At 64.0% G+C, this 13,940-nt stretch carries 14 protein-coding genes; 5 read left to right on the forward strand and 9 right to left on the reverse strand.

Annotation, left to right across the window (positions count from 1 at the left end; translation table 11 throughout):
* A partial coding sequence (gene ilvC / locus Q0094_RS00050; protein WP_297613910.1) for a ketol-acid reductoisomerase occupies positions 1-1,004 on the reverse strand: 1,004 nt, incomplete at its 3' end.
* Positions 1,005-1,143: 139 nt separating this feature from the next.
* On the opposite strand from ilvC, the gene Q0094_RS00055 reads away from it, so the two are divergent.
* From Q0094_RS00055 to Q0094_RS00065, 3 genes are all read left to right on the forward strand, one after another.
* Positions 1,144-1,599, forward strand: a complete 456-nt coding sequence (locus tag Q0094_RS00055) for an Lrp/AsnC family transcriptional regulator (protein WP_297613912.1) — start codon at positions 1,144-1,146, stop codon at positions 1,597-1,599.
* Positions 1,596-2,057 (forward strand): Lrp/AsnC family transcriptional regulator, encoded by a 462-nt coding sequence (locus tag Q0094_RS00060; RefSeq protein WP_297613914.1) that lies wholly within the window; start codon positions 1,596-1,598, stop codon positions 2,055-2,057. The genes Q0094_RS00055 and Q0094_RS00060 overlap by 4 nt, the downstream gene beginning before the upstream one ends.
* A 128-nt stretch (positions 2,058-2,185) precedes the next feature.
* Positions 2,186-3,316, forward strand: coding sequence for an aminotransferase class V-fold PLP-dependent enzyme (locus Q0094_RS00065; RefSeq protein WP_297613916.1), 1,131 nt, complete (start codon positions 2,186-2,188; stop codon positions 3,314-3,316).
* 59 nt (positions 3,317-3,375) lie between these two features.
* Here the strand turns inward: Q0094_RS00065 and Q0094_RS00070 are convergent, their stop codons facing one another.
* Complete coding sequence (locus tag Q0094_RS00070; RefSeq protein WP_297613918.1) at positions 3,376-4,581, reverse strand: UbiH/UbiF family hydroxylase; 1,206 nt, start codon at positions 4,579-4,581, stop codon at positions 3,376-3,378.
* 127 nt (positions 4,582-4,708) lie between these two features.
* A complete protein-coding gene (locus Q0094_RS00075) occupies positions 4,709-5,353 on the reverse strand; it encodes a pyrimidine 5'-nucleotidase (protein WP_297613920.1) in 645 nt (214 codons plus the stop codon).
* 100 nt (positions 5,354-5,453) lie between these two features.
* On the opposite strand from Q0094_RS00075, the gene Q0094_RS00080 reads away from it, so the two are divergent.
* Positions 5,454-6,107 (forward strand): GntR family transcriptional regulator, encoded by a 654-nt coding sequence (locus tag Q0094_RS00080; protein WP_297613922.1) that lies wholly within the window; start codon positions 5,454-5,456, stop codon positions 6,105-6,107.
* Here the strand turns inward: Q0094_RS00080 and Q0094_RS00085 are convergent.
* Both Q0094_RS00085 and carA read right to left on the reverse strand, forming a co-directional pair.
* Positions 6,076-8,037: a glycosyltransferase gene (locus tag Q0094_RS00085; protein WP_297613924.1), complete on the reverse strand. Its 1,962-nt coding sequence runs from the start codon at positions 8,035-8,037 to the stop codon at positions 6,076-6,078. The two genes, Q0094_RS00080 and Q0094_RS00085, sit on opposite strands and share 32 nt — an antisense overlap.
* Positions 8,038-8,218: 181 nt before the next feature.
* The gene (gene carA, locus Q0094_RS00090; RefSeq protein ID WP_297613926.1) at positions 8,219-9,367 is read right to left on the reverse strand and encodes a glutamine-hydrolyzing carbamoyl-phosphate synthase small subunit; all 1,149 of its coding nucleotides are present in this window, start codon (positions 9,365-9,367) and stop codon (positions 8,219-8,221) included.
* A 149-nt stretch (positions 9,368-9,516) separates the two neighbouring features.
* Here carA and Q0094_RS00095 point away from each other — a divergent pair, with 149 nt between their 5' ends.
* Complete coding sequence (locus tag Q0094_RS00095; RefSeq protein WP_297613936.1) at positions 9,517-9,975, forward strand: GatB/YqeY domain-containing protein; 459 nt, start codon at positions 9,517-9,519, stop codon at positions 9,973-9,975.
* A 24-nt stretch (positions 9,976-9,999) separates the two neighbouring features.
* Here Q0094_RS00095 and Q0094_RS00100 read toward each other — a convergent pair whose 3' ends face one another.
* From Q0094_RS00100 to Q0094_RS00115, 4 genes are all read right to left on the reverse strand, one after another.
* Complete coding sequence (locus tag Q0094_RS00100; protein WP_297613928.1) at positions 10,000-10,533, reverse strand: DUF2244 domain-containing protein; 534 nt, start codon at positions 10,531-10,533, stop codon at positions 10,000-10,002.
* 8 nt (positions 10,534-10,541) lie between these two features.
* On the reverse strand, positions 10,542-12,203 hold the full coding sequence (gene ctaD, locus Q0094_RS00105) for a cytochrome c oxidase subunit I (RefSeq protein ID WP_297613930.1): 1,662 nt from the start codon (positions 12,201-12,203) through the stop codon (positions 10,542-10,544).
* Between the two features lie 186 nt (positions 12,204-12,389).
* Positions 12,390-13,049: a lipoyl(octanoyl) transferase LipB gene (lipB, locus tag Q0094_RS00110; RefSeq protein WP_297613932.1), complete on the reverse strand. Its 660-nt coding sequence runs from the start codon at positions 13,047-13,049 to the stop codon at positions 12,390-12,392.
* A gap of 4 nt (positions 13,050-13,053) precedes the next feature.
* A complete protein-coding gene (locus Q0094_RS00115) occupies positions 13,054-13,818 on the reverse strand; it encodes a LytTR family DNA-binding domain-containing protein (RefSeq protein WP_297613934.1) in 765 nt (254 codons plus the stop codon).
* Positions 13,819-13,940 lie beyond the last annotated feature (122 nt).

Here is a 13,940-nt window from a genome sequence, read left to right on the forward strand (position 1 = left end):
ACCATCTTGCCTGCGGAAATCCACGGCATCATCGCGCGCAGCTTTTCGCCGGTCGCCTCGATCTGGTGTTCGTCGTTGATGCGGCGCGTTGCCTTGAACATCGGCTGACCGACGGCGTTTTCCTGCATGAAATCGCGCACGAACTTGCCGGTCTGGATGTCGCGCAGCACCGCTTTCATCCGGGCCTTGGTCTCATCATAGGGCAAGATGCGCGGACCCGAGACATATTCGCCATATTCGGCCGTGTTCGAGATCGAATAGTTCATGTTGGCGATGCCGCCTTCATAGATCAGATCGACGATCAGCTTGACCTCGTGGAGACATTCGAAATAGGCCATTTCCGGCTCATAGCCGGCTTCGACCAGCGTCTCAAAGCCCATGCGGATCAACTCGACCAGACCACCGCACAGAACCGCCTGTTCGCCGAACAGGTCGGTTTCGCATTCTTCGCGGAAATTGGTCTCGATGATGCCCGAGCGCCCGCCGCCAATGGCCGAACAATAGGACAGCCCGATTTCCAACGCGCGGCCTGACGCGTCATTGTGCACCGCCACAAGGCAAGGCACGCCGCCGCCCTTGGTGTATTCGCCGCGCACCGTGTGGCCGGGGCCCTTGGGTGCCATCATGATGACATCGACGCCGGCCTTGGGCTCGATCAGCCCGAAATGCACGTTCAGACCATGCGCAAAGGCAATCGCGGCCCCTTCGCGCAGATTGTCATGCACATATTTCTTGTAGGTGTCGGCCTGCAATTCATCGGGCATGGTGAACATGATCAGGTCGCACCAAGCGGCCGCTTCGGCGATGCCCATGACCTTGAGCCCCTCGGCCTCGGCTTTTCTGGCGCTGGGCGAACCGGGGCGCAATGCCACCACGACATTCCTGGCGCCGCTGTCGCGCAGGTTCAGCGCATGGGCATGGCCCTGGCTGCCATAGCCCAGAATGGCGACCTTCTTGTCCTTGATCAGGTTCACATCGCAATCGCGATCATAATAGACGCGCATCTGTTCTTCTCCTCGGATGGCGGGAATCAGTCTGCGCGCACCATGCCTTGGGTTCGCGTCTTTCGCCGCAAGGAAATTTGCATTATCAGCGAATATGGATATAATTTCATTCGTTGAGACCGGGAGTTCGTGAATAATCATGCTTGATGACATCGACCGCCGCCTTTTGCGTCATCTTCAGGCTGATCCAGCCCAGCCCATGACCCAATTGGCCGAAGCCGCCGGGATGCCGCTGGCCACCTGCTACAAGCGGCTCGACCGCCTTCAGGCCCAGGGCGTGCTGCGCGGCCAGCATCATACGATCAACTGGTCCGAACTTGGCTACGGGGTCGAGGTCAGCCTGCGCCTGACCCTCGACAAGACCGCGCCGCGCGCCTTTGACGAATTTCTCGCCGCCGCCCGGCTTGTGCCCGAGGTGACCGAGATCCAGACCTTTCTGGGCCGTGTCGATGTGCGGCTGGCCGTGATCGCGCGCAGCATGACCCATTATCAGGAGATCTACCGCGACCGCATCCTGAGCTTGCCCCATATCGCCGATATCGAGGCGCTGATGCAGATCGCCACGATCAAGCATCAGCAGACCGTGCCGCTGTGAGCCTTGATCTTGATGCCACGGACCGCGCCATCCTGCGCGCGCTGCAAGCTGATGCCACCCTCAAGGCCAGCGCCTTGGGCCGCCGCCTTGGCCTGTCGCAACCCGCCACATGGCGGCGCATCAAGCGCCTGACCGAGGCGGGCGTGATCGGCACCCGGCGTCTTGACCTGGATCTCGAGGCGCTGGGCTTTGGTGTCACCGTCTTTCTGGGCGTCAAGCTGGCGCTCAAGGGTCGCGTCAGCCTTGAGGATTTCGAACGTGCCGTCGTGGCCATACCCGAGGTGCAGACGGTCGAACATGTGTTGGGGCTTTACGATTACCGGCTGCGCGTCGTGGCCCGGGACCTGCCCGATTTCGAACGCGTGCTGCGGCGACGGATCATGACCTTGCCCGGCGTGGGGCAGGTCGAGGCGAATGTGCTTTTGTCCGAGGAACGCCGCCCCGGCCCGCTGGGATGACGCCGATCGGAAACCCACCGCCCCGATCGGCGCGGGTCAGGGGGCCCTGGCCCGTGTTTTCGCCGCATTCGGGCTTGGAGCGCGCCCGCCCGCACGTTACCCCGGTACCCAACAAGGAGACCGCGCCGATGACCGCCCTGCTCGATACCGTCGATCCCGACGGGCTTTTGGAATATTCCGTCGTTTTCACCGACCGCTCGCTCAACCATATGTCTGGCACCTTTCAGGGCGTGATGCGCGACATCTCTGCCATGTTGAAAGAGGTCTATGGCGCGGCGCATGTGGCGATCGTGCCGGGCGGCGGCACCTTCGCGATGGAGGCGGTGGCGCGCCAATTCGCCGGGGGTCAGGATGTGCTGGTCGTGCGCAACGGCTGGTTCTCGTTTCGCTGGTCGCAAATCCTCGATGCCGCCCAGATCGCGCGCGCGGTCACCGTCATCAAGGCGCGCAGCACGGGCAACAGCCCGCAATCGCCCTATGCCCCGCCACCGATTGATGAGGTGGCCGCACAGATCCGCGCCACCCGTCCCGGCATCGTCTTTGCGCCGCATGTGGAAACTTCTGCGGGTATCATCTTGCCTGACAGCTACATTGCCGCCTTGGCCGATGCCGCCCATGATGTCGGGGCGCTGTTGGTGCTGGATTGCGTCGCCTCGGGGGCGGTCTGGGTCGACATGGCCACCACCGGCGTCGATGTGCTGATCTCGGCCCCACAAAAAGGGTGGTCAGCTCAGCCTTGCGCGGGTCTTGTCATGCTGTCGGACCGCGCACGGACGCGTATGGAACAGACCCAATCCTCCAGCTTTGCCGCCGATCTCAAGGGATGGGCTGCCATCATGGCCAGCTATGAGGCGGGCGGATATGCCTATCACGCCACCCTGCCGACAGACGCGTTGCGCGCCTTTCGCGACACCATGCTGGAAACCCGCGCCTATGGCTTTGATCGGTTGAAATCCGCGCAATGGGCGCTGGGCGATGGTGTGCGGGCCATGCTGGCACGAAAGGGCATCTTGTCGGTCGCGGCTGATGGCTTTGGCGCCCCCGGTGTCGTGGTCAGCTATACGGATGACCCGGACGTCAAATCGGGTGCGAAATTTGCAGCCCTCGGCATCCAGATCGCGGCAGGTGTCCCCTTGCGGGTTGATGAGCCAGACGGCTTCATGACGTTCCGCATCGGGCTGTTCGGTCTGGACAAGCTTTATGATGTGCCTGCCGCGCTGGCCCGACTGCAAGATGGCATCGACCGCGTCTTTCCCTGAAGCGCGGCCGAGCATCTTTGCTTTTCAACGACGCGCGGTGGTTGCCACACACGACCACTTTACGCCTTGGCACCCAACCCCGCGCGCATCATCACGCGGCGCACGGGTGCCACGGAATAGATGGCATTGAGTGCACGCAGCCGCAGATCGCGCAAGCCTTGCGCCCCGGCCATGGATGCACGGTTGAGCGCATCCACCCCCGCCACGCGGGCGACGATCTCGGCGTGGCGCGCGCGCTGGTAGCGCGCCAGAACATCCGCTGCGCCGGGATCATCGCGAGCGGCCTCTGCCAGATCGAGCAATACCCGCAGATCGGCGAGGCTCATGTTCAGCCCCTGGGCGCCGATGGGGGGCACGACATGGGCGGCTTCGGCCACCAGCGCCACGCGTTCGGCCACCATGCGTTCGGCAATCTGGCTGATGATGGGCCAGACCGTCCTGCGCGAGGCAAGCGCCAGCGGCCCGAACAGATGCGCGGAACGCTCGGTCATTTCGGCGTTGAACGCCGCGTCGGGCAGCGCGGCCAGACGCAGCACCTCGGGTCCGCGCTCCATCCAGACGACAGCGGAACAGGGCGCCCCCCCCCGGTCGGGCAAGGGGACCAGCGTAAAAGGCCCGCCCGAACGATGAATCTCGGTCGACACATTTCCATGCGGCAGATCGTGCATGACCGCAAAGGCCAAAGCTTTTTGTCCGTAGCGCAGGGTGCGCGCAGCGATGCCCATGGCACGGCGCACCGCGCTGTCACGCCCATCTGCCCCGATCACCAGTTTTGCCGTGATCCGACAGCCGTCGCTCAAGGTGACGCGCGCTTCGGTCTGTCGGGTCAGGAGCTGGGCTGTGGCCAGCCCCGGGCGGAAATCCACGGTGGAAAGGCTGGCCAGATGCGCCACCATTTCGCGCCGTAACAACCAGTTTGGCAGGTTCCAACCAAAAGGCTGGTCCGAAATATCGGCGGCGTTGAAATCATGGGCGACCCGCGCGATGGCATCGGGGCCACCGGCATCGACGATGCGCATCACCTGCAAGGGCATGGCATGGGGGGCCAGCCGTTCCCACAGGCCGATACGATCCAGAAAATCGCGCGCCGGCTGCAAAAAGGCGGTGGTGCGCAGGTCTGACCCTGCGCTGGCGGCATCGGTGATGGGGGGCGTGGGATCGGCACAGACGACCGAAAAGCCCGCCGCGCCAAAGGCTGCAGCGGCGGTCAATCCGGCCACGCCGCCGCCCGAGATGAAAACATCCGTCTGTATCTGCTGTGTCATGCGCGATAGCTAGGGCGCGACCCCGCGCAGGGCGACGCGACAGGCTGTCCCAACCCCACAGCAGCCCGGAGTGGATTTTTCGTACGAAAAATCCGGTCTGCGAAAATTCGTACGAATTTTCGGCCCCTCAAACGAGGTGTTCCAGAAATCTGGTCAGATCGCCCGTGTGATGTTCGATAAAGGCCGCCGGTTCGGCTTCGGGGGCCACATGCACGGTGCGCATTCCCATTTCATGGGGCACACGCAGATTGCGCGGATCATCCTCGAACATCGCCGCACGCGCGGGCGCAAGCCCGTCCAGACCAAACACCGTCTCAAAGGCCGCACGCTGCGGCTTGGGCACAAGCCCGGCGTGTTCCACCCCATAGATCGCATCGAACAGTCCCGTCAATCCGCGATGGGCCAGCACCCGTTCAGCATAGGGTCGGGTGCCGTTCGTATAGACGATGCGCCGTCCCGGTAGCGCCGCGATGGCCTGGGCAAGCCCGGGGTCGGGCGCGATCACCGAGAAATCGATCTGGTGGACGTCTTCCAGATAGGCATCGGTGTCGATGGCGTGATGAGCCATCAATCCGGCCAGCGTGGTGCCATGTTCGCGCCAATAGCTGTGGCGCAGGATCTCGGCCCGCGCGCGGTCCACACCGGCCACCTGCATCACCCAATTGGTCATGCGGATGTTGATCTGGTCGAACAGCGCCGTCTGGGGCGGATAAAGCGTGTTGTCGAGATCGAACACCCAAGTCTCGACATGGGAAAAGCGGTTCTTTGGCATGAGCATAGGCCTAAGGCGCGCGGGGACGCTGCGCAAGTCTGGACAGGGCGGGTTCGGCCGCCTAGCCTTGGTCGTGCATACGAAAGGAGACCGTTTCGCAATGGCCAGCAAGATGTCGCCCGATCCCCAAAAGGATGCCCACGCCCTGATCCTCGATGCGATTGATCAGGGGATATATCGGCCCGGTGACAGGCTGGTCGAATCGGAACTGGCCGAACGGTTCGGCGTCAGCCGCACACCCATCCGCGAGGCGTTGCAACGCCTGGAAACCCAGCGGCTCCTGACAAGGGATGGTCGTTCGCTGATCGTGGCCTCGCTTGACCATGCGCAGATGGCCGAGCTTTATGCAGTTCGTCAGGAACTCGAGGCGCTGGCCGCCCGGCTGGCCGCGCAGCATGCAGCGGTCGAAGAAGTGCAAGTGTTGCGCGACATGGTCGAGGCTGATCGTGTGCTCCTCGGTGATCCGCAGGCCTTGGCGCGTGCCAACCGGCGGTTTCATTATCAGATCCATCTGGCCAGTCATAACCGCTATCTCGTCCAGCAGCTTGACCTTGTCTATCGCTCCATGGCGCTGATGGCGCGCACCTCGCTTGCGGCCAAGGGGCGGGGGGAAAAGGCCCTGGCCGAGCATCTGGAAATCGTCGAGGCGATCGCAGCGCGCGATGGCGAACGCGCTGCGCGCGCGCTGCGCGATCATCTGTCCATCGCCTTTGTCGTCCGGCTCAAGGAAGAGGCACAGAAGACTCAGGTCTGAGCGGGCTGTGCAAACCGGCAGTGGCCCCCCCGAATTGCCCATGGCTGGTCTTGGCCCAGAAAAATGGCCGTACCAGCATTTCAACCGCCGCCCGCCATGCCGAAAGCGTGCCCAGCAAGAAATACAGGTCCGCCAGAATGATATAGGGTCGCAACCGCCGCAAATGCCGCGCGCGCGTGGCATGAATGGCCAGCGCGATGGACAAGATCATGCTGGCCACAAAAACCGTGGCCAGAACCCCGTAGCCAAGTGGCCCCACCAGCGCATCCAGCGGGTGGGGAAAACCAAAGGGCTTTATCATCAAGGACCACAGCAGCGGTGCGACCAGGAACCCGGCGACAGCAAACAGGATCTGCACCTGCACCGCCACAAACCGCACCATGCCCAGATCCCGCCACAGCCGCAGCGGGCTGCGCATTGCGATGGCCCAGGTCATCAGATAGCCCTTTTGCCAGCGTGATCTTTGCCCGATCCATGGCAACACGGCGGCATTGGCCTCTTCATAGGTTGTGGTCTCGATGATCTCGGTCCGGTAGCCATGGCGCGCCAGCCTGAGGCCCAATTCCGCGTCTTCGGTCACATTATGGGCATCCCAACCGCCCACATGTGTCAGCGCCGCACGACGCAAGAACAAGGTGGTCCCCCCCAATGGCACCACCAGCCCCAAGCGCTGGACGCCGGGCAGCAGCACCCGAAACCAGATCGCATATTCGATGGCAAAGAGCCGCGACAACAGATTGTGGCCCGCGTTGTGGTAATCGAGTTGTCCCTGCAGACAGGCGGTTTCGGGTCCCAATTCGCCAAAGCGTTGCACCACGCGGGAAATCTGGTCCGGCTCGGGGCGGTCTTCGGCGTCATAGATGCCGATGATCTCGCCTTGGGCAAAGTTCAGGGCGAAATTCAACGCGCGCGGCTTTGTGCGGGGGTGGCCGGGCGGCACGGTGATGATGCGTGCCCAGCCGGGCAAGGCCATCGCGGCCAAGGCGGTGCGGGTCAGATGATCATCTTGCTCGATCACCAGAAGCACATCCAGCCGCTCGGGTGGATAGTCCAGCCGCGCCAGCGCTGCCATCAGCGTGGTTGCGATCTCGCGTTCCTGAAAAAGCGGCACAAGGATCGACACGACCGGAAGCCGATCCGGCATGGGCGCGGCGTTGGCCGGGGTGCTTGCGGCCGGCAAGGGCACACGCTCGGCGCGCAGGGTTGCCGCGAAAGCCAGGATCTTCAACGCCATGTTGCCCAGAAAGATCATGAGCGCCAGCGCAAAGCCCATGGCGACCACCAGCGTCGGTTGCGCGATGGCCAGAGCCGTGATCGCCAGCGCCACAAGACCCACGCCGCGGCCCGCCATGTGCGCCCGCCACCCGCGGCAACTGACCGACAGGGGGGCTTGTCCCTCGGCCAGCCGGGCCAAGGCTTCGCCGTAAAGGGCGATCTGGGCCGCAAGGATCCGGGCACGTGGTGCCACCACCAGCACCGCGCGCAGGCCCGCCGGCAGGCGCAGCGCAGCATGTATGGCATCCGCGCGGTCTGGGCGATCTGTCGCCACGACCACCACGCCGCCGCTGCGTTCGATCGGGACAGCATCAAGTGCCAGCGCTTGCTCGGCGCAAAGATAGGTTGCAAGACGCCCGTCCGAGGGCAAGGGGCGGTCGTCGGCCAGGGTCAGACCATGGCTTTCGGCCAGTGCCGACAAAAGATCGGGCTCGGATACGACATGTCGCGCCAGAAGCACCCGGCCAAGCCACAGGCCGCTGTCGTTGGCCGCTGCGCGTGCGGCGGTCAGATCGGCCCAGCCTGCCGCGCTTCGGGCCAGAAGCAAGGCATCCAGTGCCTGAGCGGGGCGGCGGGTTGGTGCCTTGGGAATGCTGCGGGCATGATCCAGCGCCAGCTGGTAGGCGCTTGGCCCGGGGCGTCGTCGCTGCCCCATGGCAAGGAGCGGCGTCCTGCCCGGGGCCGCGACCGGTTCTGTCAAACTGTTCATCGCACTCTCGACCACTCGTCCCCACGCGGCCACGATGGCGCAAGTCCCATCGCCCGCGTTACGCAAGACCATGAAGGTTCAAGGTTAATGGTCGGTTAATCGCGCGCAGGGTGCGCCAATGCGGTCTTCAGCGCGCGGCGCGCGCCCGCACGGCATCGGCGAAGCGTTCAAACAGGTAAAAGCTGTCTTGCGGGCCGGGGCTGGCTTCGGGGTGGTATTGCACCGAAAACACCGGGCGGTCGGCCATGCGGATGCCACAGTTCGACCCGTCAAACAGGCTGACATGGGTTTCGATCACGCCTTTGGGCAGGGTCTGGCTGTCCACCGTAAAGCCGTGGTTCATCGAGGTGATTTCCACCTTGCCCGACTCCAGATCCTTGACCGGGTGGTTGGCGCCGTGATGGCCGTGGTTCATCTTGACCGTTTTCGCGCCCAAGGCCAGCGCCAGCATCTGATGGCCAAGGCAGATGCCAAAGACCGGCAGGTCGGCGGCCAGAACGCCCTGGATCATCGGCACGGCATAGGCACCTGTCGCGGCCGGATCGCCCGGGCCGTTTGACAGGAACACCCCATCGGGGTTCTGGGCCAGCACCTCTTGGGCGGTTGTGGTGGCGGGCATGACGGTCACATCGCAGCCCACACTGGCCAGACAGCGCAGGATGTTGCGCTTGGCGCCATAGTCGAGCGCCACGACCTTTGGCGCGGTGCCTTCGCGCTTGGTGTAGCCCTCGGGCCAGACCCAGCGCTTTTCATCCCAGCGGTAGGATTGCGCACAGGTAACGCCGCGCGCCAGATCCAGCCCCACCAGCCCCGGAAAACCGCGCGCCGCCTTGACCAGCGCCTCGATGTCGAAGCTGCCGCTCGGGTCATGGGCCAGCGCCACATGCGGCGCGCCCTGCTGGCGGATCGCACGCGTCAGGCGGCGGGTGTCGACACCGCCCATCCCGATGCGGCCCGTCTTGTCCAGCCATGACACCAGATCGCCCGTGGCGCGCCAGTTCGACGGCTCGGTCGGGTCCCATTTCACGATGATGCCTTCGGCCACCGGATCGGCGGTTTCGTCATCCTCCGGCGTGACGCCGGTGTTGCCGATATGGGGGAAGGTGAAGGTGACGATCTGACCGGCATAAGACGGATCGGTCATGATCTCCTGATAGCCTGTCATGGATGTGTTGAAGCACAGTTCGGCCACCCGCATCCCTGTGGCACCAAATCCCTTTCCATAGAACAGTGTTCCATCGGCAAGGGCGAGACAGGCGGTGGGCTTGACAGGCATGGGGCAGCTCCCGTGTTGCGGGTCGGCAAATTGGCGTCGGCATACGGGGCGGGCGGGCCATGGTCAAGCCGCCCCCGTGGGGAGTTGTTGCCGCGGCCGGTCTGCTTTATCTAGGTCGTCTGAAACAGTGCAAGGTGACACGCATGGCCATGGACCTGAGGGAACGGATCAGCGCGGGCCTGAAAGAGGCCATGCGCGAGAAAGATGCCATCCGGCTCAGCACGCTCAGGCTGATCAACGCCGCCATCAAGGACCAGGATATCGCCGCCCGCGGGGAAGGGCGCGCCGACGGCGTGGACGAGGCCGCAGTGCTCGCGATCCTGGGCAAGATGGTCAAGCAGCGTCACGAAAGCGCGCGCGCCTATGAAGAGGGCGGGCGGCTGGAACTGGCCGACAAGGAACGCGCGGAAATCGGCATCATCGAACAGTTTCTGCCGCGCCAGCTGTCCGAGGCCGAGATCGGTGCCGCCATCGCCGCAGCGATCGCCGAGACCGGTGCGACAGGCCTGCGCGACATGGGGCGCGTGATGGCGGCGCTCAAGGCACGCCATATGGGCCAGATGGATTTCGGCGCCGCGGGCCCGATCGTTAAGGCACGGCTGGGCTGAATGCCGCGACGCTGATGGAAGCGTTCAGAGCGCCGCCGTGCGCAGCGCGCTTTCGAGCGTTTGTTTCAGTCCCACACGTTCGGGCGGCGTCAGAAAAGCGCCCAGCTCCACCTCGCGCGGGCCGCCTTGCAGGGTCAGGTATTGCGGCACAGGTCCGCCGCGCGGATAGAGGGCCACACGCACCCAATAGGGGTTGGCCTCCCAGTCGCGGATCGGGCGGTTCGGCTCATGGCGTTCCAGACGGATCAGATCGTCCCAGACCAGAACCTCTTCCCAGATGTCGCGGTCGCGCCATGAGCGTTTCAGCGCGACCCAGATGGCCCAGACCGATGCGGCCACAAAAGGCAAGAGCGCCCAGAATACGGCCGTGCCAAGGATCGACACGAGCGGCACCGCAATCAGGGCGGCGGTCACACCGATGAACCAGACAAAGCCTTCGGGCGTCAGCGACTTATGCGGCGTCAGCCGAAGCCGCAGCCGCGGTGCGCCCTGATCGGGACGAGAAAGGGCCCCGGTGATATCCGGGGCCCCATTGGGTGTGTCGATCAGGACTGGCATGGGCCCGCTCAGTGATGCGGTTGACGATCCCACATCTCGCGCGTCGGAAGCTCTTCAAAGGTATGCTCCGGCGGCGGGTTGGGCAGCGTCCATTCCAGCGTGTCGGCATGCTCGCCCCAATAGGCGTTCTCGGTCACCTTGCGGCCCGCAAAGATCGTGTAGAACACGATACCGATGAACAGCAGGAACGAGGCAAACGAGATGAAGGCGCCGATCGAGCTGACATAGTTCCAGAGCGCGAAAGCGTCGGGATAGTCGATGTAGCGGCGCGGCATGCCCTGACGGCCAAGGAAGTGCTGGGGAAAGAAGGTGATGTTGGTGCCGATGAAGAACATCCAGAAATGCACCTTGCCCAGAAACTCCGGATACTGCCGGCCCGACATCTTGCCGATCCAGTAGTAGACGCCGGCAAAGATGCCGAACACGGCCCCAAGGCTCATCACATAGTGGAAATGCGCCACGACATAGTAGGTGTCGTGATAGGCGCGGTCCACGGCGGCCTGGCTCAGGATGATGCCGGTCACACCGCCCAGCGTGAACAGGAAGATGAAGCCGATGGCAAACAGCATCGGGGTTTCAAAGGTGATCGACCCCTGCCACATGGTCGCGATCCACGAGAAGATCTTGATGCCGGTCGGCACCGCGATCACCATCGTGGCCACCATGAAATAGGCCTGCTGGTTCAGCGTCATGCCCACGGTGTACATGTGGTGCGCCCAGACCACGAAGCCCAGGCCCCCGATCGCCACCAGCGCATAGACCATCGGCAGATAGCCAAAGACCGGCTTTCTGGAAAAGGTCGCCACGACATGGCTGATCAGGCCAAAGGCCGGCAAGATCACGATGTAGACCTCGGGGTGGCCGAAGAACCAGAAGATGTGCTGGAACAGCACCGGATCGCCGCCGCCGGCCACGTCAAAGAAGGTGGTGCCGAAATTGCGGTCGGTCAGCAGCATGGTGATGGCACCCGCCAGCACCGGCAGCGACAGCAAAAGCAGCCACGCGGTGACAAAGATCGACCAGGCAAACAGCGGCACCTTGTGCAGCGTCATGCCCGGCGCGCGCATGTTCAGGAAGGTGGTGATGATGTTGATCGAGCCGAGGATCGAGCTTGCCCCCGAGACGTGCACGGCAAAGATCGCGAAATCGACCGCGCGCGAGGTGGGCGCATCCTGCCACGACAGCGGCGGATAGAACGTCCAGCCGGGGCCTGCACCGCCATCGATGAAAACCGCGCAAAAGGCCAGCGTGGTGCCCGCGACATAGAGCCAGTAGGACAGGTTGTTGAGGCGCGGAAACGCCATGTCCGGCGCGCCGATCATCAGCGGCATGAAGTAATTGCCAAACCCGCCGAACAGTGCGGGAATCACCACGAAGAACATCATCAAGACGCCGTGGCCCGTGATCATCACGTTCCACAGATGCCCGTCGGGGGTGCAATCCTCGACCGCGGCGGCGGTCAGGCGGGCACCCTCGGCGCACATGTACTGCACGCCCGGCTCCATCAGCTCCATCCGCATGTAGACGGTAAAGATGACAGACACGAGGCCAACGACACCTGCGGTGAACAGGTAGAGAAGCCCGATATCCTTGTGATTGGTGGACATGAACCAGCGGGTGAAGAACCCCGGTCGTTCGTGGTCATGCCCGGAAATGGCGGCGTCTGCCATGTGAAACTCCTGTCTGTCACGCGTCGATGGCTGGGCAAGGGTCTGCCTTGCACGATCATGCAAATCCTTTGAACAGTTTAGGGCGCGCTGGCCAGCCCCGCAACAAAGATGGCGTCAATCGGCCGCGCATCGGGGTGAGGGAAATTGTCCCAGTTCACGCAGCGTCAAGATCGGCGGCCGCCAGGTTCAGGGCAAGGTCGTGGGAAAGGCCCGCGCAAAGCTGCGCCCGAGCGCCAGATCCAGATCATCCATCGTCACCGGCAGACCTAGATCGACAAGGCTGGTCACGCCATGCCCCCGGATGCCGCACGGCACGATGCCATCGAAATGGCTCAGGTCGGGATCATGATTGATCGACAGCCCGTGAAACGAAACCCATTTGCGCAGCCGCACACCGATGGCGGCGATCTTGTCTTCACGCGGGGATCCATCGGGCAGGGGCGGCTTGTCGGGGCGGGCGACCCAGACGCCCACGCGCCCCGGGCGGATTTCGCCCGCCACGTTGAATTCGGCCAAGGCGGCGATGACCCAATGCTCCAGCGCCCCGACAAAGGCGCGCACATCGCGCCCGCGCCGGTTCAGATCGAGCATCACATAGACGACGCGCTGCCCGGGGCCGTGATAGGTGTATTGACCGCCCCGCCTTGTGGCAAAGACGGGGAACCGGTCGGGATCGGTCAGATCTGCGGGCTTGGCCGATGTGCCGGCGGTATAGAGCGGCGGATGTTCAAGCAGCCAGATCGCCTCATCCGCGCGGCCCAAGGCGATGGCTTCGGCGCGCGCCTCCATCCATGCGACGGCGTCGTGATAGCCTACCAGGCTGTCCGAAGTGATCCATTCGACCATCGCGCTACCGGGGCAACAGCCCCGCCTCCCGCAGCTTGGGCAGATTGGCGCGGCTGACGGGCACATCGGGGCCATGCGACATCTGGAGCAGGGCGCCATCCCCCTTGCGCCGGACCGCCACCACCTGATCGAACGCCACCCAATGGCTGCGATGGACCTGCAGCCCGGGTGTCGCCGCCGTCTCGCGGATCGCATCGGCCAGCCGCATCAGGATCATCTCCTCGCCCTTGGTTGTCCGGATACGCACGTAATGATCCTCGACGCTGAGCGCCACAAGGGGCGCGCGTTTGTCGAGAGGCAGGCGCTCGAGCAGGGTCGGGGGGTGGCGGGTCGTCGCCTGCGGTGGCACGGTCGCATGGGCCAGCTGAAAGATCGCCGAGACGATCACCGCGATGGCCATGACATTGGCCGCCAAAAGACCAAGGCTTTGGCCTTGCGCCCAATATCCAAGGGCGAACCCGTTGAGCAGGTAGACGATGGCCAGAACCAGCAGACCCGTCAGGGGCCCCGCGATGGCGATGCGCCATGCGGTGCTGTCGGGGGCCGTGCGGTCGGCAAGGCCGTTTGCGATATAGCCCGCCGAATAGCTCGCCCCCACATGCACCAGCCAATAGGCCGCCCGAGGCAGGGGGCGCATCACTTCGGCGGTGTCAAAAGGCCCGATCAGCGCAAGAATCGCCGCCACCCCGATCAGCGCGACGGCCCGCGTGGGATGGGCCATATGCGCCCGCCATTCACGAAGCGCGGGATGCGGGACAGGGCTGTTCACGAAGACCTCTCGTCATTTGGCACAACGGCGCTCGGTCCGCCGGGATCGATGGGCAAGACATAGCCGATCACAACCGCATCGCCAAATCGAAAGGACATCCCATGACGCTCGATCCCCTGATG

This window comes from uncultured Roseicyclus sp., from assembly GCF_937892565.1.
In the GTDB taxonomy this organism is placed as follows: Bacteria; Pseudomonadota; Alphaproteobacteria; order Rhodobacterales; family Rhodobacteraceae; genus Roseicyclus.